Source organism: Bacteroides sp. An269, assembly GCF_002159755.1.
In the GTDB taxonomy this organism is placed as follows: domain Bacteria; phylum Bacteroidota; class Bacteroidia; order Bacteroidales; family Bacteroidaceae; genus Phocaeicola; species Phocaeicola intestinalis.
This window is the reverse complement of record NZ_NFJG01000028.1, coordinates 1-24,739: the sequence shown is the minus strand read 5'-3', so window position 1 is coordinate 24,739 and position 24,739 is coordinate 1. Positions and strand designations below refer to the sequence as shown.

Annotated in this window: 10 protein-coding genes; 6 read left to right on the top strand and 4 right to left on the bottom strand. The window is 49.4% G+C overall.

Features of this window, described 5'->3' with window-relative positions; translation table 11 throughout:
• Positions 1 to 10: 10 nt before the first annotated feature.
• The 4 genes from B5F71_RS07625 to B5F71_RS07610 all read right to left on the bottom strand — a co-directional run bounded on the left by B5F71_RS07625 (position 11) and on the right by B5F71_RS07610 (position 10,848).
• Positions 11 to 3,193: a TonB-dependent receptor gene (locus B5F71_RS07625; protein WP_087208900.1), complete on the bottom strand. Its 3,183-nt coding sequence runs from the start codon at positions 3,191 to 3,193 to the stop codon at positions 11 to 13.
• 388 nt (positions 3,194 to 3,581) lie between these two features.
• Positions 3,582 to 5,726, bottom strand: a complete 2,145-nt coding sequence (locus B5F71_RS07620; protein WP_239465783.1) for a glycoside hydrolase 43 family protein — start codon at positions 5,724 to 5,726, stop codon at positions 3,582 to 3,584.
• Positions 5,727 to 5,978: 252 nt separating this feature from the next.
• A complete protein-coding gene (locus tag B5F71_RS07615; RefSeq protein WP_087208896.1) occupies positions 5,979 to 8,333 on the bottom strand; it encodes a glycoside hydrolase family 3 N-terminal domain-containing protein in 2,355 nt (784 codons plus the stop codon).
• Between the two features lie 76 nt (positions 8,334 to 8,409).
• A complete protein-coding gene (locus tag B5F71_RS07610) occupies positions 8,410 to 10,848 on the bottom strand; it encodes a glycoside hydrolase family 95 protein (RefSeq protein ID WP_087208894.1) in 2,439 nt (812 codons plus the stop codon).
• 914 nt (positions 10,849 to 11,762) lie between these two features.
• Here B5F71_RS07610 and B5F71_RS07600 point away from each other — a divergent pair.
• The 6 genes from B5F71_RS07600 to B5F71_RS07575 all read left to right on the top strand — a co-directional run.
• The gene (locus tag B5F71_RS07600; RefSeq protein ID WP_087208890.1) at positions 11,763 to 13,013 is read left to right on the top strand and encodes a glycoside hydrolase family 5 protein; all 1,251 of its coding nucleotides are present in this window, start codon (positions 11,763 to 11,765) and stop codon (positions 13,011 to 13,013) included.
• 187 nt (positions 13,014 to 13,200) lie between these two features.
• Complete coding sequence (locus B5F71_RS07595; RefSeq protein WP_239473393.1) at positions 13,201 to 17,172, top strand: two-component regulator propeller domain-containing protein; 3,972 nt, start codon at positions 13,201 to 13,203, stop codon at positions 17,170 to 17,172.
• A gap of 154 nt (positions 17,173 to 17,326) precedes the next feature.
• Complete coding sequence (locus tag B5F71_RS07590; protein WP_087208888.1) at positions 17,327 to 20,209, top strand: TIM-barrel domain-containing protein; 2,883 nt, start codon at positions 17,327 to 17,329, stop codon at positions 20,207 to 20,209.
• Between the two features lie 19 nt (positions 20,210 to 20,228).
• Complete coding sequence (locus B5F71_RS07585; protein WP_087208886.1) at positions 20,229 to 22,736, top strand: glycoside hydrolase family 2 TIM barrel-domain containing protein; 2,508 nt, start codon at positions 20,229 to 20,231, stop codon at positions 22,734 to 22,736.
• A 44-nt stretch (positions 22,737 to 22,780) separates the two neighbouring features.
• Positions 22,781 to 24,217 (top strand): DUF1593 domain-containing protein, encoded by a 1,437-nt coding sequence (locus B5F71_RS07580; RefSeq protein WP_087208884.1) that lies wholly within the window; start codon positions 22,781 to 22,783, stop codon positions 24,215 to 24,217.
• Positions 24,218 to 24,366: 149 nt separating this feature from the next.
• On the top strand, positions 24,367 to 24,739 hold a 373-nt coding region (locus B5F71_RS07575), incomplete at its 3' end, for a transposase (RefSeq protein WP_143269863.1).

Sequence of the window (24,739 nt, the reverse complement as noted above, 5' to 3'; positions counted from 1 at the left end):
TATGTTTATATTAGAAACTTAGATTCAATCCAAAAGTATAAATACGTTGTGACGGATAGCGTGCAGAATCTACTCCTCGCAGTAATACGTTGTAGTTATATGCTCCGACTTCCGGATCATAACCTTTATATTTAGTGAATGTAAAAGCATTCTGGATATTCATATAGATTCTCAGATTCTCTATTTTCCATTTACGAATCCATTTTTGTGGAAAAGTGTATCCTAACGAAATGTTCTTGATACGCAGATAAGATCCATCTTCTACGAAACGGTCACTCATACGGTTGTTGTCATTGGCGTCTACGGTGCTGAGACGTTGTACAGTTGCAGATTGTGGATTGCTGACTCGTACATTCCAAATGGCATCAGACGGTGAGTTGGGGTCTATCACTTCTACTTTTGCTATACCTGTCGCTTCTTCCAACAGGTTACTGTTTCTCATCGGGTTTGTGAAATCTTGACGAATCAAATTGAGTAGTTTGTTACCATAAACACCATTGATGAAGATGTTTAAGTCAAAACCTTTATAAGTGAACGTATTGTTGAATCCGTATGAGAATTTAGGTTCCGGATTTCCTAAAAAAGTACGGTCCTGCTCGTCTATTACTCCGTCTTTATTCAGGTCTTCGAAGATGAAGTCGCCTACCCAAGTTTCATCAGGAGCGATATGCTGGTTCTCCGGGAGGGCAACTGGAATCCGACTGCCGTTTTTATCAAGAAGGAAATTTCCGTTCCCGTCTCTTTGATAAAAGTCATCTTCTGTTTTGAACATTCCGGTTACTTTATAGCCATAAAATTGTCCGACCGGTTGCCCCACAACGGAGAGGGTCAGAGTTTGTGTTGCATCTAAAACTCCAGACATGCTTGAAGTTTCCGTATAGAGGTCAGTGATCTTGTTTTTGTTGAAAGAGATGGTTAGCCCCGACCTCCATACGAAATCTTTGGTAGAAATATTGACTGTGTTTAATGTAAATTCAGCTCCTCTGTTTTGCATGGCGCCTGCATTTACCCAAGGAGACTGGATAATTCCACTTACGTAAGTGGGAAGAGAAGCACGCATTAATAGATTGTCTGTATTCTTGAAGTAAGTATCGAATATAAATTCTACTCTATTGTCGAAAAGGTTTAAGTCAAGTCCGACATTGTATGCTTTTGTTTCTTCCCATTTAAGCTTATCGTTTGGATAATTACCTGCATAGAATCCTGTTCCCCAGATACTGGCAGCTGATGCCATTGTCACTCCATATGCATAGCTGTCGGCAGATTGATTACCTACCAGTCCCCATCCGAGTCTCAGCTTTAGATTGTTCAGCCATTTTACATTTTTCAGGAATTTTTCGTTGTTGATTCTCCATGCCAATGCAACGGAGGGGAATACACCCCAACGGTTAGCAGGACCGAAAGTGGACGACCCGTCACCGCGAAGTGTAAATGTGGCAAGATAACGTTCGTCATATCCGTAAGTGAATCTTCCATAGTAGGATTCAATGGCAGATGAACCTCTGCCACTGCTGTTTTTGGCTGTAGTTGCATCCCCCATATTCAGCTCGTGTATCGTGTTGAATATGTAGTTTTGACGACTTCCTTGAAGATTCTCCCATGAATTTTCTTGTGCCTCGTGACCGACCATTGCCGAAATGTTGTGTTTCCCGAATGTTCCGTTGTAAGTTAGAAAAGTTTTGAGAGTCCAGTTGGAACCATTGTTGGCACTGCGTCTTCCTTCTGAGGTTTGTGTATAGTGCCCATAGTCATAAAACGGTTGATAGTAATAATTGTTGCTGTAAGAATAATTTCCGGCATATTCTGCACGGAATACGAGTCCTTTCCATAGTGTCAGGTCTGCAAAAAAGTCAATGTACATTTGTGTTCCTTTGTCATAGTTTTCACGTAAAAGGGCTTCTGCAACCGGATTGGCAAAATAAGTTCCGAAATTTTCTGTTTCTTGTGCTCCCCAACTTCCGTCCGGGTTACGCGCTGGTGTATCTGGTAATTGTTCGATGGCTGTGCGGATGATGTTGCCATTGTCTATCGTATTGTGTTGTGTCGTTTTTGCAACGGAAGCTCTCAGTCCCGTAGATAGCCATTTTGTGATCTTGTTGTCGATGTTGACACGTGCGGAGAAACGCTCGAAGTCGGAACCGATAGCGATTCCTTCTTGTTTCAGATACCCGCCGGATATGGAATATTTTACATTGTCATTACCACCGGATATATTTATCTGGTGATTATGCATGGATGCGTTTTGGAAGATCTCATTCTGCCAGTCTGTTCCATTTCCTAACAAACTGGGATCAGCAAATTCTTCACGTTCACCGAATCCTATTATATCGGCACGCATGTTTTGATATTCTGCATATTCGCGTAGGTTCATGACATCCAGTTTTTTAGGAAGTTGCTGTAATCCATAGTATCCTTCGTATGAAATTTTGGTTTTGCCGGCTTGTCCTTGGCGCGTTGTGATCAGAACGACACCGTTTGATGCGCGCGAACCATAGATGGCTGTAGCAGAAGCATCTTTCAGAATTTCCATGGATACGATATCGGACGGATTGATGGCTGAAAGGACGCTTGAATTAGTGCTGTTGTTTCCGGATATAGCTACACCGTCTATAACGTAGAGCGGTTCGTTTCCGTTGAGTGAGTTGATACCGCGGATGCTGACGGAGATACCTCCGCCCGGAGCTCCCGAGTTCTGGGTGACGGATACACCGGCGGCACGGCCTTGAAGTGCCTGGTCAAGTGAGGTGATGACCGACTGTTTGATTTCGTCTTCGCTAATGGAAGTCACTGCACCTGTCAGGTCACTTCTTTTCATCGTACCGTAACCTACTACAACTACTTCATCCAATATTTTTGAGTCCTCTTTCAACTGTACATTAACAATCGTTTTGTTCGCCTTGATTTCCTGGGTTTGGTAGCCGATGTAGGAGAAAATCAGTGTCTCGTTGGAACGGGCTTGAATGGAATACTTTCCATCTAGATCGGTAATTGTTCCTACGTTGGGCCTTTCTTTTACTTGTACACTGACGCCGATAAGTCCTTCTCCATCTGTACTGGATGTAACTGTCCCTGTTACAGTCCTGTTTTGAAGCGGACTAGCGGAAGTGAGATTAACAGGACCAAATAAAAGTAAGGTCCATGCAATGCACCACAGATAAAGACTTCTGTGCCTTGTTCTAAAACTGTTTTTCATGATACAATATTTTAAAAATTAACCGAATTGTTTCTGTTTTCTTGTCTGTTTGTTTTTTTTAGACAAATGTAAGAAAAGTTGTACCGAAGCGGATGCTAGGATGTTTTTGAGGTGTGTTGTTTTTTCAGAATAGGATGTTTGAATGTTTTTTTCAGATGTCTGGAATGTTGCCTGAATTTTTTCATACCCGTTTCAGAGGGTATTGTAGGCAGGGAAACGGACTTTTGGAATCATTGCGTGTGTTGTTCCTTTTCGTGTGCTTGCTGTAAGTCGGAACTTGCGTCGGGCAGAGGGGGTGTGTCAAATAAAAAGTCATTTTTATTTCAGCACACCCCCTTCTCCGGACGAATGTCGGACTTTGGCAGTCGTCTTTCATGTATGTCGGTTTTCATTTGCCGTTGCTTCCCACTTCCTCCCAGAGGAATACGGTTCCGTTCATCCGGCTTGCCGATGTTCCCGGCCAGTCGGCGGCATAGGCTTCGCCCGATGCAGGATCAAGCCCTACATAGCGGTGTGTCTTCAATGACATCAGCATACATTGTCCGTGGAGCATGTCCTGCCACATGAACAGGCAATCCTCCGTTTCCACCGGAGACAGGCGTAAGTCACCGGACATGCCCAAACCGGCTACGGTCATATAGCCTGTCCCGTTTACGGCCTTGAGGACGACTTTTCCATTTCCTCTGTCCTGCACTTCAAACATACAGTCGGAAGGGTTGCGCTTTTTCATGTCTTCCCATACGGAATAGACCATTCTGCGCGGGTTTGCCTGCATCCATTGTCTGTTGCCGAGGTTCAGGAAACTGACGGTCTTGCCCAACGGGATATTGCAGCTGCGGTCGGCAAGAGGCTCTTCCACATTGAAATCGTCGAATTCGGCATATCCGCCTTCTTTCCCTTGGCGGTTGAATGCGAACAGTGCGTATCTCGCGCCTTGAAAGATTTTGGTCTGATACGGTACGGGCAACCGTTTCCCTATATTCCGGAAATTGACGCCGTCAAAGCTGTAACTGAATTCTGCCCATTCGTGCTCAAAGTCGCCGGTGATGCGCAGGAATATTCTTGGTTGGTCCAAAGGCATTTCTATAGTTTCGTCCGTGCCCAGATTATAGTAGTGCAGGCAGGGATTTTTGTCCTTTACGGCGATGCCTACCCACTCATAAGGGATGTTCAGCAGTCCGAGACCGGCAATGTCTCCTTCTTTCATGTGGGAAGCGTCCAGCGTTACGGTAGTGACGGAAACCGGACCGATACCCCGTTGGGTCAGGGTGTTCTTTGCCCAATAGAAGTCTTTGGCAGGCATCGTGTGCAGACGGAGTCTGCCTTTCTTTATGGTCCATTTGCTGTCATCGGGGAGATGGTTCCATTGCCAGACGGGCAATAGTTTCCCTGAGTCGAAGTTGTCGCTGCGGACGTATGGGGCGTGGGGCGTGACTTTCGTTGACACATCGGGCTTGAACCATGTTCTCGGAGAGCGTCCCAGGTTGTTTTCAAGTCCGAAATACGGCCATCCGTCCACCCATGTTACGGGTGAAAGGCAAGTGGTGCGTCCGACCGCAAGGAAGTCCAGCATGGAGAATCCCCACCAGTCGCCGTTTTCCAGTTGCACTATCCCTCCTTGGTGAAGTGTCGCACATCCCATATTGTCTGCATTGGGTTTGTAGGTTTCCATCTTCCATTTCTTCATCTCTGGCATGGCACCGTCCATTGGCACGTTCGTGATCCATGTGGAATGTTCGGTTCCCATTGTTTCGCGGTTGCTGATTACACGTGTTTCATAAGGGCCTTCCAGTTTGTCGGCACGTGCGCACATCATCCGTCCCATAGGCGCGTAGTCTGCACTGATGATATAATATTTCCCGTTAATTTTGTAGGCGTGGTGTCCTTCTCCCATAGCGTTTCCACGGGGGATAAGACACCGGTCACTGCCTTCCACAAAGCCACTCAAGTCCGGTTTGATTTCGATGCAATGAACTTCATCATAGCCGTAAATCGCATATATTTTCCCGTTGTCAAACAATACGGAAACATCATGGGTGGCTCCTCCCATATTGTGATGTTCCCATGGTCCTTTCGGGTCTTTAGAAACGAAAACCTGCATTCCGATTCCGTTGATGTTTGAGAATATGTAAAATTTGCCTTCATGATACCGGATACAGGGAGCCCAGATGCCTTGCCCGTATGCTTCTTTTCCGTCTTCTAGGCGGAATCGGGGGTCGTTGACCGGAATATGATCGAATGCGTAGCTACAGAATTCCCAATTCACAAGATCCTTTGATACCAGAACAACTAGACCGGGGTTACAATGCATCGTTGTACCTACAAGATAGAATGTGTCGTTCACCCGAATCATGTCGGGGTCGGAAAATTCATCGTAGAACAAGGGGTTTGTAAATGTTCCGTTTCCGTTGTCGGCTGTCCAGGATTTTTGCTGTCCCCATGCCGTAAAAATTGTCAGATTGAAAATAATGGCAAATGTCAAGACCTTTCGGATTTGTATGCCAGTCATGTTAGGCGATGGATTCCTTTTCATTGTTTTTGTCCTCCTGATTGAATATTATTTATGTGAATCAGGAGGTGAAAATGTTTCCTGATTCACGGTTTAAAAGTCATTTGTATATGTATATCTGTGATGTCTATAAGTCTTCTCTACGTTTCCATTGCCAGAGATTCGGCTGCAACACCAGTCCCGATTTTACGGACGGGGAGATCCTTGCATAATCGGTTGGTCACCGGTTCTTTGAATATACGAAATCGTAAATACCTTGGGAGTTTTGATGTACATTTATCTGTTCGGCGTGACCCAGACCTTGGTCTCGTTGCATTTCAGGTCAATCCACTGGTCGCCGCACTTGAACTTGAAGTCGCCTTCCTCCAGCCGCCATTTTCCGTCGTAGCCCACGAACGCCATATCGCTTCCTTTCAGTTTCAGCGTGACGGTCTTGGTCTCTCCCGGTTCCAGCGAAATCTTGTTGAAGTTGCGCAGGCGGATGTTGTCGGGCGTGCTGCTCGCTACCAGGTCCTTCGAGAACAGGAGCACGCTTTCCTTTCCGGCTATTTTGCCCGTGTTAGTCACGTCCACCGTGAAGGTCAGTTCGTCATCGGCGTTGAAAGTCGTCTTGTCCGCCTTCAGGTTGGCGTATTTATAAGTGGTGTAGCTCAGTCCGAAGCCGAACGGCCACTGGATATCCATCACCGAGTCGTAGTTGTAGTTTCCGCCCATCTGCCCGATGTTCTCGCACGGCTTGTAGTCGTATGTGGCGAGTGCGTTGATGTGTTTCGGATAAGTGAACGGCATCTTTCCGCTGAAGTTGCTGTCTCCGGCGAGCAGGTTGGCGAGCGCGTCACCTCCGTAGTTGCTCGGGAGCATCACGTTGACGATAGCCTTGGCCAGCGGCTCGATGTCCTTGATGAGGCGCGGGCGGCCCTGGTTCAGGATGAGCACGACGGGTTTTCCGGTCTTCGCCAGCGCCTTCACCAGTTCCTGCTGGTTGGCGGAGAGGTTCAGGTCAGTCAGGTTGCCCGGAGTTTCGCAATAGGAGTTTTCGCCGATGCAGGCGATGATGATGTCCGCACGACTTGCGGCTGCCACAGCCTTTCCGATTTCCGGCGTGTTCTCTTCCCACCAGTTGTCGTTCTTGTACGGAGCGTAGGTCACTCCCGGCTCGTAGATGACGTTCCCTTTCCCGTACTTGTCGCACAGTGATTCATAGATTGTATTGTAAGCCTGCGCGCATTCGTCTGCCCGGTGTCCCTGCCAGCTGTACGACCATCCTCCGTTCAGACAGCGCATGGAGTTGGCGTTCGGTCCCGTGAGGAGAATCCGCTTCCCCTTGGCAATCGGAAGCAGGCCGTCCTCGTTCTTCACCAACACTTCCGATTCCTCAGCAGCCTGCAAAGCGACCTTGGCGAACTCTTCCGAGCCAAACTTGTCGTATTCCTTCACGTCCCAATACGGATTGTCGAACAGACCGAGGCGGTATTTCAGGCGGAGCACGCGCGAAACGGCGTCGTCGATGCGGCTCATCGGCACCTCGCCTTCTTCCACTAGTTCCTTTAAGTAGTCGCAGAAACTTACTTCATACGGCACCATTGACATGTCAATGCCCGCATTGATGGCAATCTTGATAGCTTCCTTTTTGGTCGCTGCAATGTGGTCGCGCGTGCAGAGGTTGTTGATGTCCGCCCAGTCGGTCACGATAAGTCCGTCCCAGTTCAAATCCTCTTTCAGCCATTGGGTGAGGAACTCCCGGTTGGCGTGGAAAGGCATCCCGTTGTCCACACCGGAGTTGACCATCACGCTCAGTGCGCCGTGGCGTACCGCTTCGAGGTAGGGGGTGAAATGCTTCTCGCGCATGTCGCTCCGTGAGATGGACGAGGGTGTGCGGTCTTTTCCCGAGACGGGAACTCCGTAACCCATGTAGTGCTTCATGCAGGCCGCCACGTTGTTCTTGCCGATGTGGTTCGGGTCTTCTCCCTGGAAACCCGACACTGTGGCTTTACCCATTTCCGCGTTCACGTAGCAGTCCTCGCCGTAGTTCTCCCACATGCGCGACCAGCGCGGGTCTCTTCCCAAATCGACTACCGGCGCGAAGTTCCACGGAATGTTGCAGGCCTTGGTCTCGTAGGCAGAGATTTCCGCACTCCGTTTTACGAGGTCTCGGTTGAATGTGGCCGCCATGTTCACTCCCTGCGGAAACATGGTTCCGTCCAGCGTGTAGGTTGTCCCGTGTATCTGGTCCACGCCGTAGATGCAGGGGATTCCGATTTCCTTCATTGAGAGTTCCTGAATCTGCCTGATAGATTCGGCCCATTTTTCCTTGGTCTGGGCAACGCTCAGCGGTACGTTCAGCAAGGAGCCGACCTTGTACTTTCCGATTACGGTGTCCAGTTTCGCCTTGTCGAGAGTAAATCCGTTCTTTTGGCTCGCCTCGAAGTCAGTCACCACGTCGATGGTGATTTCGCACATCTGCCCGATTTTCTCTTCCAGTGTCATCTTGTCCAGCCATTGCCGGATGTTGTTCTCTATTTCCGGATCGGAAGGGATGGCGGGAGCAGTCTTTGTCTGCTGGCAGCCGGTCTGCAGTACAGCACTGGTGCATATCATGGATGCCAGTGCGATTTTAGTAATGTTTTTCATGAATCTTTATATGTTTGGGTTTGTTTTATGCAAATGTAGCAGAAGCCTGTTACACAGATACTGATATTTTTGACGATTAGAACTTGAAAACGATGACGGCCTTTTCGCCTTTTTTCAGTGATAGTTTCATGTAATCGTCCGGCTTTTCTTTTTTCCTGTTCACCAGAACCCGGCGTACTTTCCCGGGCATTTTCAGTGTGATGTCCGGATTCCATCCCCCGGTGATTTCCACCCTTTGAGGTTTCCCGTCCTTCCATTCCAGACTAACGGTCGCTCCTCCGCGTACCTTGAAACCGTAGAAACGTCCTTCTGTCCATGAATCAGGGATTGCCGGAAGCAGATTTATGAATCCGTCTTGGCTTTGGAGCAGCATTTCGCTGATACCCGAAGTGCCTCCCCAGTTTCCGTCTATCTGGAAAGGCGGATGCGAACAGAACAGGTTCGGGAAAGTCCCGCTTCCGTGCTGTGAGGGGGTTGTTGGGGTATAGGCCGGATGGAGCAGGTTGCGTAGCAGGGAGTAAGCCCGGTTTCCGTCACCCAGCCGTGCCCAGAAGTTGATTTTCCATGCCCGGCTCCATCCTGTCCCTCCGTCACCACGTCTGTTTAAAGTCTGTCTGCAGGCTTCCGCCAGTTCCGGAGTCTTGACCAATGAAATCTGGTTGCCCGGATGCAGGCCATATAGGTGGGAGACGTGACGATGATGTATGTCTGTCTCTTCATAGTCTTCCAGCCATTCCATCAGATATCCTTTTCTGCTGATTTGATGGGGAGGCAGCTGTTTCAGGGCTTCTTTCAATTGTCGGGTATATGCTGTGTCGGTGTGCAGGACGGCTGCGGCATCAATTACGTTGGTGTACAGTTCGCGTACCAGCTGGATGTCCATTGTCGGTCCCATACATACGCTGACAGGAGTGCGGTCTGTTCCCACATAGAAGGTGTTTTCGGGCGAAGAACTCGGTGCTGTGACCAGCCATCCGTGCCTCGGTTCCTTTATCATGGTTGAGAGAAAGAATTCCGACGCTCCCTTTAGTATGGGATAGATTTCCGACAGGTATCGCTTGTTGCCCGTGTAGAGATAATGTTCCCACAGGTGTGCGCACAGCCAGGCGCCTCCGGTATTGGTCGCTCCCCAGGAGGGATGTCCTCCGGGGGCTGTGTATTCCCATACGTTTGTCATCATGTGGAGCACCCATCCTTTGGCATTTTCGCCATAGAATGCTTTCGCGCTTGCTTCTCCGTTCGGTACCAGTCGTTTTGTCAGGTCGATAAGCGGTTGGTAAAGCTCGGAAAGGTTTCCCGGTTCTACCGGCCAGTGGTTCATTTGAATGTTGATATTGGCATGATAGTCTCCGTTCCATGGTGTTCCCGGTTCGTTCGCCCACAGGCCTTGCAGGTTGGGAGGAAGGCTTCCCGGACGGGTGCTGCTGATGAGCAGGTAGCGTCCGTAGTTGTAATAAAGTGCGGCGAACGAAGGATCGTCCTGCTTCTGGAATGCTTCCAGCCTTCTGTCGGTGGGAAGTGTGGATATCACGGCATTTTCCGGCAGGCTGACTCCTGTCCGTCCGAACAAGTGCCGATAGCTCTGGACGGTTTCCTGTTTTAGTGTATTCAGGCATTCTTCCTTGCCGGTTACGTCGGCAAGCAGGCGTTCCGCCTTGGTCTGGTAGACTTCTCCGGAAAGGAAAGACGTGGCGGCTGAGACGATTATCCACGCTTCATCGGCTGATACAGCTTCAAGTGCGTTCTCCTGTGGACGCAGACGGCTCTTTTCTCCGGATAGTTTCACTTCGGCCACGGCTGCATAGCGCACTCCTTGCCTTTGAGGATTTCCGCTGTCCAGCTCTCCTGTCAGCTCCAGCTTTCCTTCACAAGGCTTCCGCAGAATTCCCCTTTCCGGACGGCTCAGTGTCAGCCGGAAATGGAGGGAGGCGGGGCGGTCGGTTTTCAAGTGTACGGCGATGACATCCTTGTCTCGTGAAACGAAATATCCGCGAACATAGTTTGTACGCCCTTTCGTGAATGTTGTGTAGGCGACACTTTCGTCAAGGTTCAGCTGCCGCCGATAGGAACGGACGGAGCCGGTGTCGGGATAAACGTAATCGACATACATGTCTGCGAGCATCTGGAATGCGCCGTAGGTGTTCCCGGTTTCCGGCTGTACAGGCACGAAGTCAGAAAACATCCGTTCCTGGGCTTCCTTGTTTTTGCCCTGCATCAGCAGTTCCTTGATGGCGGGAAGGCTCTCGGACGCTTTCGGATTTCTGTAATCCGCTTCCGAACCGCTCCACATGCTGATTTCGTTCAGTACGATATGTTCCCTCTCTATTCCCCCGTCGGGCATCATGCCTAATCTTCCGTTGCCTAACGGAAGAGTTTCCTCCCATTGGGATGCGGGCTTGTCGTACCATAAGGTCAAGTCGGGCGATTCTTTTCTTCCGTAGTCCGCGGGCAGGGAGAATGCGGGCGATGAAAACAGCAGGGCCAATGCAATGATGTGTCTCTTGTTGATTTTCATGGGTGTGATAGCCTTTTTATGAATAATGCGGATTGGGAGCACGCCATCCCTGTCGGTATTCCGGCTCCCGGTTTCTGCAAAGGTAAGTTTTTTACTGGAACGGCAAGGGCTTTCCTTACCATATATATAAGGCGGAATGTTTCAGAAAGGAATGCGGGATGTTGCTTGAACAGGCACAGATACAAATGAATACCCTGTTGGTAACATTTCGTCCGACGATATAACAAAACTTCAATTTTGTAGATTAGAGAACAAAATGTCACATAACACCGGTTTTCTCTGACCGGACCCGATGGAATTTTCCCTGAAATAGAAGCCGTTTCTTAATAAATATAAAGCGTAACCCCGTTCAGAAGCTCTCTGGAAGGGGTGGGGACACGGAACATTTCCGCAAAAATGACCCGATTCGAGGAGCAAAATGTCCCGTCGTTTGCTGGAAAGTGACGGGACATTTCCTATAAAACGTCCCGTTACTTTGGGAAAAGTTTCCCGGAAGCCTTTGGAACATGGCGGAGCGCCCGCTTTTTTCTCCGGAATCTCCTTTCCCGAATCGCTTTGTAGAGTGTTATAAAGAAACTAATTTTTGCCCGTCAGTATCTGTAAGGAAATAGAAAAATCGATTGACGTTATATTTGTTCTTTAAAAACCCGAATATGCTTTCAGTCTGTTTTCCTTGCGGCTTCTTCTCTTTTCGTTTTTCCGGATTCCTCCGGGTTTGCTTCCATGCGGACGATTCTCGCCGCCCGGAATTGACATTGTGTCAGAATGACAAAAAGAGTGTCAGGGCTTGGGTATACCTGTCGGAATGTTTCAATGTGTGTCCGGAAACATTTGATACCTTCCGAAGAAACAAATGAAGTTTCGTGTTTGGCATAGGAGACGTATTTTTACTTTCCTAAAAACTTTAAGGCATTATGAACAGGCATTTATCAGGAATGGGATGGACGGCGGTCGCATGGGCGGCCCTTGCCGTGGTGGTTCTCACGGGGTGTGGAAAGAAAGTAAGTAACTGCATATCGGGCGAAACCCCTTACGAAGTGGCGGCAAGTCTGGGACTGGGGTGGAACCTCGGGAACCAGCTGGATGCGTTCCGTGACGGAGTGGCGGAAGAAACCGCCTGGGGCAATGATTCCGTGACGCAGGAACTGTTCGACGGGCTGGCGTCCGCCGGCTTCACTACCGTCCGCATTCCGGTTACGTGGAAAGGACATTTCGGCGGTGCTCCGGACTATGCCGTCGAACCTGCCTACATGGACCGTGTGGCGGAAGTGGTGGGCTATGCGGAGCGTGCCGGGCTGAACGTCCTTGTCAATGTCCACCACGACGGGGACTGGCTCGACATCAAGCGGGCCGCTGCAGACGAAAAGGTGAACGAAACGGTCAAGGCCCAGTTAAAGGCAATATGGACGCAGATTGCCGTCCGGTTCAGGGACAAGGGGAATTTTCTCGCGTTCGAGGCGATGAACGAGATTCACGACGGCGGTTGGGGATGGGGGAACAACCGCAAGGACAGCGGCAGGCAATATGCCGTGATGAACGAGTGGAACCAGGCGTTCGTGGATGCGGTGCGTGCCACGGGCGGGAACAATGCGGACCGTTATCTCGGCGTTCCGGCCTACGTGACCAATATTGACATTGCGGTGGAGAGCTTCGTGCTTCCGGAGGATAAGGCCGACAACCGCCTGATGCTTGCCGTCCACTTCTATGATCCGGTGGATTTCGCATTGAACGCTACCCGTTCGGAGTGGGGGCATACGGGCGACCCCGCAAAGAAGGCTTCCTGGGGCGACGAGGACAATGTGCGTGCCCAGTTCGGCAAGATGAAGTCCGCCTTTATCGACAAGGGAATTCCGGTATATATCGGGGAGATGGGCTGCGTGCACCGTAGCGACGCGCGTGCAGAAGCGTTCCGCCTGTATTATCTGGAATATGTATGCAAGGCCGCAAAGGACTACGGGATGGCTCCTTTCTATTGGGACAACGGCGGTTCGGGAAGCGGAACCGAGATGTCAGGCTTGTTTGACCGTGTCACGGGCGAGTGGCTGAACAATGGTCGGGAGGTGGTCGAGGCGATGAAGCGGGGTATCTTTACGGAGGATAAGTCCTATACGCTGCAATGGGTTTATGAGAACAGGGCACCTGTGGGAATGAAGGATGAACAATGAACAATTAATAATGCGAATCGGGAGTTGATGCACCGATTCGCATTATATATCTGGTAGACGTACCTCTGTGTTCAAAAAACAAATTCGACACGCCCTCACTGCGGGTAAGCGTGAAAAATGAGGGACGTTCATTTGCGGAAAAGCGGATTTTTTCTTTTCTTTGTCCTTAAATCAAGATAAACACACGATGAACAGAACAGTAGCCTTATTTGCTCTCCTGATAGCATTTCTTTCATTATCTGCCCAACCTTTCATGTTCAGACATCTGGAGGTGGCCGACGGATTGTCGAACAATTCGGTCTATTCCATATTCAAGGACAGGGACGGCTTCATGTGGTTCGGCACGAATTCCGGACTGAACCGTTTCGACGGATATACTTTCAAGATTTACCGGCATCTGTCCGGTGATTCCTGTTCGCTTCCCAACAATTACGTCTGGGGGATAATGGAGGAGCCGGACAACTATTTCTGGCTGAAGACAGGCACCGGATATGCCCGGTTCGACAAGGCGAAAGACACGTTTGAACCCGACTTGAAAGGCTTTATGGGGAAGTTGGGGAGCAAAGGAATGCCTGAATGCGTTTATGTGGATTCCTCAGGGTATACGTGGATATCTGTGGCGGGGGAGGGTTTTTACCGTTACAGGGAAGGGGAGGAGACGAAATTTCTTTCCTTGTATGTCTGTGGACTCCCCGATGCGGGAGTGACGGCTATCGGCGAGTGTGCCGGATGTGTCCTGCTGCTGTATAATTCGGGAAAGTTTGTTTGCGTCAACCGGTCTGAAATGACGCAGAAGTGGGTGAAGGATGACATAATGGACGGTAGAAGTTTAGGTGCTTTCTCCTTGTTCGTAGATAAGGAGGGTTGTGTCTGGATTTACAGCTCTTCGGGTTTGTGGGTGTATGATACGGTGGCGGACAGATGGCGGACAGACTTGGCTGCACATTGGAAAGGACAGAACGACATCGTTCATGCCGTGTCGCAGGACGAGGAAGGCCGGATATGGGTAGGCAAGGACTATGGAGGTATCGACGTGTTCGACAAGCGTACCGGTGGAATCGTCCGGGTGGTCAATGATGCGGGCGCTCCCCGAAGCCTGTCGCACAATACGGTTTATTGTCTGTATGTCGACCGCAACGGGCTGATGTGGGTGGGAACTTACAAGAAAGGTGTCTCCTGCTACGGGAAAAGTATGTTCAAGTTCAACATGCACGAGTTGGGGGACATCACCTGCATTGAGCAGGCCGATGAGGAACGTCTGTGGTTAGGGACGAACGATGAGGGGCTTCTTCTGTGGAACATCCGGACGGGCGAGACGGAGAAGCGGTATGACTTTTCCGTTCCTGTCGTGGCTTTGCTGAAATCTGGGGACGGACGTTTGTGGATAGGTACTTTCAACGGCGGGCTTTATTGTCTGGACAAAAGGTCGGGACTGACCGGCTATACTTCCGGAAAGGACGGTTTGCTGGGGAACAGCGTCTGGACGCTGGCCGAAACGGACGGACGGCTCTGGATAGGCTATCTGGACAGAGGGCTCCAATATTGGAATCTGAAGGACAACACGCTGGAGACATACGAGGGGATAAGTGGGTTTGTGGCTTCTTTGAGTGTGTCGGATGACAATACTTTGGCGGTCGGTATGCCCATGGAGGTTGCGCTCGTCGACCCCAGCACGTTGGAGAAGCATACGATTCCCGATGGAAACACGTCGGGCAGGCAGGATGTCAATCAGGTGTATTGCGACAGCCGCGGACTGGTATGGATTGCCATGCGCGAAGGTTTGAAAATGTATGACAAGAAACGTCATTCGGTGAAGGATTTCACGGACATCACCGGCAATCCGGGAGAAATCATGGCGGGAGTGACGGAAGACCATAACCATGACATGTGGATTTCATCGACGAGGCGGATGATTCATCTGAAAGTGTCAAAGGACAGCAAGGGGGAATATACGTTCGAATCGCATATATACAATGACAAGGACGGTCTTCAGAACTGCGATTTCAATCTGAGGGCGATAAAGACTTTGGATAACGGCATGGTCGTGGCCGGTGGCCTTTATGGGCTGAATGTGTTCGATCCGGACGGAATACACTATAACAAGGTGTTGCCGAAAGTGATGTTCTCCGCACTGTATCTGTTCAATAAGGAAATAGAGGCGGGCAAGGAATACGGAGGTCATGTGGTGCTTCCTGAAGACCTGAACGTCCTCCGGAAATTCGAGTTGGATTACGGACAGAATATCTTTACGATAGAACTTGCCTCCGACAATTTCAATTTGCCGGAGAAGACCACTTATATGTACAGGCTGGACGGGTTCAATGACGAGTGGCTTTCCCTGCCGCCCGGCATGAACCGCCTGACATTTACGAATCTGGCATTCGGAAAATATGTGTTGAACGTAAAGGCGATAAACAGTGACGGATATGAGGGCACGGAGGTAGCCCGTCTGGAAATCTTTGTGCATCCTCCTTTCTGGATGTCATGGTGGGCGTACATATGTTATGTCCTGATTTTTGTGCTGGCATTGTTGCTTGCCCGTAGGCATCTGTTGAGGCGGGAGCGGGAGCAGTTCCATATCCGTCAGGTGGAGCAGGAAGCGGCGAAGAACGAGGAAATCAATCAGATGAAGTTCCGTTTCTTTACCAATATAAGTCACGAACTCCGCACTCCGCTGACCTTGATTGTCGCTCCGTTGGAAGAGCTGCTGGCAAAGGAGAAGGACGAATCGCGAAGGTCTATGCTGGTACTGATGTACAGGAACGCGCAGCGTCTGCTGGTGTTGGTCAACCAGCTGCTTGACTTCCGCAAGGGAGAGATGAGCGGACACCAGCTTTCCTTGTCGGAGAACGATGTCGTTCCGTATATACGTGAGGTATGCAATTCGTTCCTTCTGATGGCGGACAAGAAACATATACAGTTCTCTTTCTTTTCCGGCATGGAACATTTTCCGATGGCTTTTGATGCGGACAAGATAGGCAAGGTAGTGATAAACCTGCTTTCTAACGCTTTCAAATATACTCCCGACGGAGGGCGTGTGACCGTTATGCTGGAACATATAGAAAGTGAACCGGAGATGCTGGAAATAAAGGTCTCGGACACGGGCATCGGCATTCCCGATGCGGACAAGGAGCGTATCTTTGACCGTTTCTATCAGACCGACCATAAGGGTATGGAAGAGACCACGGGAAGCGGCATCGGCCTGAGCCTGGTTCGTGATTTTGTCAGCTTGCATGACGGTACGGTGGAGGTATTCGACAATATCGGTACGGGGACGGTGTTTGTCGTGCATCTTCCAGTCCGACATGTGGATGTTGTTGCCGAACTTCCGAAACCGGTCGTTGTCCGGCCGGAAGCGGATGGTGTTCCGGAACAAATGGTGGAACAGACTGACAGGGACAGCTTTCCGCTTTTGCTTGTGGTGGATGACAGCGAGGATTTCCGTCAGTTCATGCAGCACAGTCTGGAACTGCAGTACCGGGTGGAGGTAGCTTCGAACGGTGAAGAGGCATGGAAGAAGATACAGGAAAAACAGCCGGATCTGGTAATCAGTGACGTGATGATGCCGGTAATGGACGGCAATGAATTGTGCCGGCTGATCAAGTCGGACAAGCGGACATCCCATATTCCGGTGATTCTGCTTACGGCGCGTCAGGCGGTAGAGTCGAAAGTGAAGGGACTTGAAACGGGGGCGGATGACTATGTGACTAAGCCTTTCAACATGATTGTATTGGTTTTGCGTATCCGCAAGCTGATTGAATTGAGCCGTTACCGTCAGGTTACCCATGCGACGATAGATCCGACTCCCAGTGACATTGTGATTACCTCGTTGGACGAGAAACTGATAGAAAAGGCAGTCAAGTATGTCGAGGACAATATTTCGAGAAGCGACCTGTCCGTTGAGGAACTGAGCCGCGAGCTCGGGATGAGCCGGGTGCATCTTTACAAAAAGCTGCTGCAGATTACCGGAAAGACACCGATTGAGTTCATCCGTGTGATTCGTCTGAAACGTGCCGCCCAATTGCTGCGTGAAAGTCAGCTTCATGTATCGGAGGTGGCGTATGAAGTAGGCTTCAACAGTCCGAGATATTTCAGCCGTTATTTCAAGGACGAGTTCGGTGTACAGCCTTCTGTCTATCAGGAAAAGGAGGGGAAATAACAAACGGTACCCTATGTAGAAACATATGGGATGGGCGTGGGTTAAATAGGAACCTTGTATAAAACATTTGAATTCATAAATCTGATTGATAACCTCTATTTTTGTAAAAGAGAAAAGAAGTCTTATCGTTTAACTTTAAACATCAGTTGGGTATATGAATATGAAAGGCATTTCTTATTGTCTGCTGGCCGGCTTGCTGCTTGGTTCATGCTCCGGCGTTTACGAACAGACAGATAATGGAGTGATAGTGAAGGTGCGGACAAAGAAAGATGATGCAGGTGCACGTCTGGTCCGTCTGCAGGTGATGGGCGACAAGCTCATCCATGTATCGGCCACACCTGAAAACAGGTTTGCCGATTCGCAAAGTCTGATTGTCGTTCCGCAGAAGGAACGAACTCCTTTTACGGTCATCCAGAAGGGAGATACGGTGACGGTTTCCACGGATGAAGTCCGTGCTTCCGTTCTTGCATCGACAGGGGAAGTCTGGTTCACCGATGAAAATGAGAATATGATTCTTCGGGAAAACGAGGGAGGAGGCAAGACCTTCACGCCGATAGAAGTGGAAGGAACAAAAGGTTACACAATCCGTCAGGTGTTCGAGTCGCCGGATGACGAGGCGTTCTACGGATTAGGCCAGCACCAGGCCGATGAATTCAATTATAAGGGAAAGAACGAAGAGCTGTTCCAGTATAATACGAAGGTTTCCGTTCCGTTCATTGTCTCAAACAAAAACTATGGCGTGCTGCTTGACAGTTATTCGTTTTGTCGTTTCGGGAATCCGAACGATTATTCTCAGTTGGGGGATGTGTTCAAGCTGTATGACAAGGACGGAAAAGAGGGAGCGATAACAGGTACTTATGTCCCCGCTCCGGAATCGGGTGCCGGGACATTGGTCCGCCGGGAGGACTCGCTTTATTTTGAGCATCTGGTCAGAGGCGACCTGAATCATGTGGTGAATTTGCCGGAAGACTTTCCTCTGTATGGCTCAAAGGTCACTTATGAAGGGGAGATTGAACCTTCGCAGAGCGGGGAATTCAAGTTCATCCTCTATTATGCAGGCTATACCAAAGTGTATATCGACAACAAACTGGTGGTTCCGGAGCGCTGGCGCACGGCATGGAATCCGAACAGCTATAAGTTCTCCGTGAATCTGGAGGCCGGAAAGCGTGTGCCGTTGAAGGTGGAATGGAATCCGGACGGAGCGGTTTCTTATTCCGGGCTGCGTGTGTTCAGTCCGGTTGACCCGAAAGAGCAGGGCAAACAGTCGTGGTGGAGTGAAATGACTCCTCAGCTGGACTATTATTTTGTCGCCGGTGACGATATGGATGATGTAATCAGCGGTTACCGTACCTTGACAGGCAAGTCTCCCATCATGCCTAAATGGGCGATGGGCTATTGGCAGAGCCGGGAGCGTTACAAGTCGCAGGATGAAATGTTGGGTGCGTTGAAAGGTTTCCGTGACCGGAAAATTCCGATAGACAATATTGTGCTCGACTGGAGCCACTGGCCGGAAAACGCATGGGGAAGCCATGAGTTCGACAAGGCACATTTCCCGAATCCGAAAGCGATGGTCGATTCCATTCATGCAATGCACGGGCACATAATGGTGTCCGTATGGCCGAAGTTCTATACCACGACCGAGCATTACAAGGAATTTGACAGGAACGGCTGGATTTATCCGCAGTCCGTGAAGGACAGCCTGAAGGATTGGATTGGCAAAGGGTACACATACGGCTTCTATGACGCATACAGTGCCGAGGCACGCAAGCTGTTCTGGAAACAGATGTACGAACATTATTATCCGTTGGACATCGATGCGTGGTGGATGGATGCCAGTGAACCGAATGTGCGTGACTGCACGGATATGCAGTACCGTAAGGACTTGTGCGGACCTACGGCATTAGGTTCCTCTACGGAGTTCTTCAATGCCTACGCGCTGATGAATGCGGACGCAATCTATAACGGGCAACGGGGTGTGGACAACAACAGGCGTGTCTTTTTGCTGACCCGTTCAGGATTTGCCGGTTTGCAACGGTATTCTACGGCTACCTGGAGTGGTGACATCGCTACCCGTTGGGAAGACATGAAGGCACAGATTTCCGCCGGTCTGAATTTCGCAATGAGCGGCATTCCTTATTGGACGATGGACATCGGTGGCTTCTGTGTGGAAAACCGTTATGTGGAGGGCCAGAAACAATGGAACGAAACAAGGACGGAGAATGCCGACTATAAAGAATGGCGCGAACTGAATACGCGCTGGTTCCAGTTCGGAGCGTTCTGTCCGCTGTATCGTGCACACGGTCAATATCCGTATCGTGAGCCGTGGGAGATTGCCCCCGAAGGTCATCCCGCCTACAATTCCATTGTTTATTATACAAAGTTACGCTACAATATGATGCCGTATATTTATTCGTTGGCGGGCATGACGTGGTTCAAGGACTATACCATCATGCGTCCGCTGGTGATGGATTTTACAGCTGACGCGAATGTAAACAACATTGGTGACCAGTTCATGTTCGGTCCTGCTTTCATGGTTTCTCCTGTTTACCGTTATGGAGACCGCAGCCGTGAGGTGTACTTCCCGAAGTCGGAAGGCTGGTATGACTTCTATACAGGGAAATATCAGAAAGGCGGAGTGAAAGCCGAGGTGGAGGCACCTTATGAACGCGTTCCGCTATATGTGCGTGCAGGTTCTATCGTGCCGTTCGGCGAAGACATTCAATATACGGACGAGAAGCCGGCCGACCATATCAGGCTGTATGTATATCAGGGAGCGGACGGCGAGTTTACACTCTATGAAGATGAAGGCGTGAACTATAACTACGAAAAGGGAATGTATGCGATGATTCCGATGGAATATGACGATGAAACCCGTACTTTGACAATCGGCGAACGCAAAGGTTCGTTCCCCGGCATGTTGGAGGAGCGCACGTTTACGGTGGTTGTAGTTAATGAGGACAAGCCGCAGGCTTTCGATGTTAACGCAAAAGGCATTGAGGTAAAGTATACGGGAAGCGCACAGACTGTGAATTTGTAATATTATAGGATTTGTTTATATGGTTAATAAATTAGTGTTGTTTGTGTCGGGAATCTGCTGCATGTTTTTTATGGCATGTGGCACATCTCCCGATGTCCCTCGTGAACGAATTGATTTTACCGAAGGCTGGCGTTTCCGATTGGGAGACACTCCAGAAGCTGCCGATGCAGACTTTGTGGACGGGGAATGGAGGATGTTGAATCTCCCCCATGATTGGGCCATAGAGGGTGATTTCAGTAAAGATAATCCGTCCGGAACGGGGGGCGGTGCACTTCCCGGAGGTATCGGATGGTACAGAAAGACTTTTGTCCCTGAAAAGTCCGATGTGGACAAGAAAATCCGGATTGTATTTGATGGTGTCCATATGAATTCGGATGTGTATCTCAATGGGGTCCTGCTGGGGCATCGTCCTTACGGCTATATCACTTTCAGCTATGACCTCACCCCACATCTGAAATGGGGAGAGAAGAACGTACTGGCCGTGCGTGTGGACAATTCGGAACAGCCCAATTCCAGATGGTATTCCGGTTGTGGCATCTATCGGAATGTATGGCTCGTGAAGACGGCTTCCGTGCATGTCGGCGAATGGGGAACTTATGTGACCACTCCTGTGGTTAATGAGTCGGAAGCAGTGGTGAACGTACAGACAATCGTCTTTAATGAAACGGATGCAAGTACGCAGATTACCGTCTGTTCGTCATTGTTCGATGCGGAAAACAAGTGTGTGGCCAAAGCCGATACATTATGCACGGTCGGCGGAGGAACGGACACAATAACCGTACAACAGCTGAAAGTGGCAAGTCCGCAGCTTTGGGGAATAGAGAAACCTTACCTTTATACATTGGTGACGGAACTGCTTGACGGAGACCGCTGTGTAGACCGTTATGAAACTCCGGTGGGCATCCGTACTTTCAGCTTTGATGCGGAGAAAGGCTTTTCCCTCAATGGAAAGTCGATGAAGATAAACGGAGTGTGCATGCATCATGACTTGGGTTGCCTGGGCGCAGCGGTGAATATTCGTGCCATCGAACGCCAGCTGGAGATTCTGAAAGAGATGGGATGCAATGGCATACGCTGCTCCCACAATCCTCCGGCTCCGGAGTTGCTTGACTTGTGCGACCGTATGGGATTCATTGTGATGGATGAGGCATTTGATATGTGGCGCAAAAAAAAGACAACTCACGACTATTCCCGTTATTTCAACGAATGGCATGAGCGGGACTTGCGCGATTTCATTCTGCGTGACCGCAACCATCCTTCTATTTTCATGTGGAGCATCGGAAATGAGGTGTTGGAGCAGTGGAGTCATGCTGATGCGGACACTCTGAGTCTGGAGGAGGCGAACCTGATACTGAACTTCGGGCATTCGAAGGATATGTTGGCAAAGGACGGGGAGATGAGTGTGAATTCGTTGCTGACAAAGAAATTGGCTGATATAGTGAAACAGCTCGACCCGACACGCCCTGTTACGGCAGGATGCAATGAACCGAATCCGTTCAACCATCTGTTCCGGTCGGAGGCGCTTGACATTATAGGTTACAACTATCATAATGTGAATGTCCCGGACGTACCTGCAAATTTTCCTGGGAAGCCTTTCATCATTACGGAGAGTAATTCGGCGTTGGCTACCCGGGGGTATTACCGGATGCCGAGCGACAAGGTGTATATTTGGCCGGAAAGATGGGACAAGCCGTTTACTGATTCCAGCTATTCGTGCTCTTCTTATGACAATTGTCATGCGCCTTGGGGGAATACGCACGAGGAAACTATCAAGCTGATACGTGACAATGACTTTATCAGCGGACAATATTTGTGGACAGGGTTCGACTATATAGGCGAGCCTACTCCGTTCGGATGGCCTGCACGCAGTTCCTATTTCGGTGTTGTCGATTTGGCGGGCTTCCCGAAGGACGCTTATTATCTTTATCAGTCGGAATGGTCGGACAAGCAGGTGCTTCATCTGTTCCCGCACTGGAACTGGAAGGAAGGCCAGGACGTGGATATGTGGTGTTATTATAACAATGCGGACGAAGTGGAGTTGTTCGTTAACGGGAAGTCGCAAGGTGTGAGGTCAAAGACTCCGGACTGTTTGCATACTGTGTGGAGAGTCAGGTTTGAGCCGGGAAGTGTGAAGGTTGTAGCCCGAAAAGCCGGGAAGATTGTAGGCGAGAAGGAACTTCGTACAGCAGGCGAACCGGCCCGGATTCGTCTGACTCCCGACCGTTCTCAATTGGCGGCAGACGGAAAAGACTTGAGTTTCATAACAGTAGAGATTCTGGATAAGGACGGAAACTTATGTCCGAATGCCGATAATTTGGTAAACTTCAACGTGAAAGGAGATGCTTTCATTGCCGGGGTGGATAACGGAAATCCGATTTCAATGGAGCGTTTCAAGGACACTAAGCGTCGGGCGTTTTATGGAAAATGTCTGGTTGTGGTTCAGAATAAAGGAAAGAAGGGCATGGTGCATTTAATGGCGATGTCTGACGGGTTGCAGCCGGCTGATGTGGAGATTGTGATTGACTGATTCAACGATTATAAAGATTCATAAAAATAAAAAAAGAAATAGTCATGAATTTAAGAGCAAGGAAATTCTGGACCTTTTTCGGATTGCTGGTCCTGGGTCTTTCTGTATCGGCGGAGACAGGCAAACGGAATGAAGAGTCCTTGTTGAAACCTCGTATTGTCGTCTTGACAGATATTGCTCCGGCTGATGTTGAGCCTGATGACATGGAATCCATGGTCCGCTTGTTGGCTCATGCAGATATGTTTGAGATAGAAGGACTGGTCGCTACAGGCGGATGGAATATCTGTGGCGGTACCTATCCCGAAAGTTGGATGGACAGTTTGATGACGGTCATCGACGCTTATGAAAAAGATTTACCCAATCTGATGAAACGGTCGGAGCAGGAAGACTTTTTACCGGAAAGTCAGGAGAATGGTAAGCAGGAATTGGGCTATTGGCCCAGTGCCGGTTATTTGCGCAGTCGTACGATGTTGGGAAGCAGGGGTCTGGGAATAGAACGGATTGGTGAAGGCAATGATTCTCCGGGAAGTGACTTGATAATCAAGTTAGTTGATGAAGAGGATAGTCGTCCTTTATGGATTACTGTATGGGGTGGTGCCAACACATTGGCACAGGCTGTGTGGCGGGTTAGAAAGGAACGGAGCGAATCGGAGGTGCATAAGTTTCTGGATAAACTGTGTGTATATACGATTACAGATCAGGACGTATGTGGGGGGCCTCCTGTAGATTATGCGTTCAGTTCCCATCAATGGCTGCGTAAGACTTGCGGAAAGGAGTTGCGTTTCTTCTGGGATGAAAGTGCCTGGCTTGTGCAGAACACGCTTGGAAGTATGAATTGGAATGAATATGCCACCCATATACAGGGACATGGCCATTTAGGAAAGGTCTATCCGAAAAACAAATATGGAGTAGAAGGGGATACGCCTTCTTATCTGCATGTCTTTCCCAATGGGTTGAATAATCCTGCTGTGGGCAATCAGGTGGGTTGGGGCGGCTATTTCCGTTGGGCGCTTTCGCCTGACAGCCTGACGGAGTGTTACACCAATGCAGCTCCGGATGTTAAAGCTGTATCCGAGAAATACGAGAAATATTTTTATCCGGCCATCTTTGCTGATTTTGCGGCCCGGATGGATTGGGCGGCTTACGGAGAAGGAAATCATAATCCGTCTGTCTGCATAAATGGCGAAAGAGGTTTGGAGTCGGTCATGGTTTCTCCGAAAGTGGGTCGGAAAATACGGTTGGATGCATCTGAATCTTTTGATGCGGATAATGATTCATTGGCATATCATTGGTGGATATTGCCGGAGGCCGGTACCTATACAGGCCGTATGGATATTATGCAGGCCGACAGGTCTGTTGCAATCTTGGGTATACCACGGGATGCGGCAGGTAAGGAAATACATGTGATTTGTGAAGTGACGGACAATGGTTCTCCTGCACTGACTGGGTATAGGAGGGTGATTATACGTCCGGTTAATTAGTTTGTGTGATTTAGGGTGATTATACGTCCGGTTAATTAGTTTGTGTGATTTAGTTCCTATGTTTGTAATGTGCTAGCAAAATAGCATAAAGCCAAGAGAATTATTAAATTTGTAAATGAAAGAAATAACTTAATAAAACCTATGACTTTATGCGTAAACAAAGTAACACATTAAATTTTGAAGGACAAAATATTTACGTAGGAATTGATGTGCATTTGAAGAGTTGGACAGTAAGTATTCTGAGCGATCATCTCCACCACAAGACATTCGTTCAGCCTCCGAGTCCGGAAGCCCTGTCCTCTTATCTTCACGCGCATTTTCCCAACGGGAATTATCTGTCAGCCTATGAAGCCGGTTTCAGTGGCTTTTGGGCGCATTATAAACTGGTTGAAATGGGAATACAGAATATAGTAGTTAATCCGGCGGATGTCTCCACCAGCCAGAAGGAACGTCTTCAGAAGACGGATGCAGTGGACAGCAGGAAAATAGCCAGGTCTCTGCGTAACAATGAACTGACAGCCA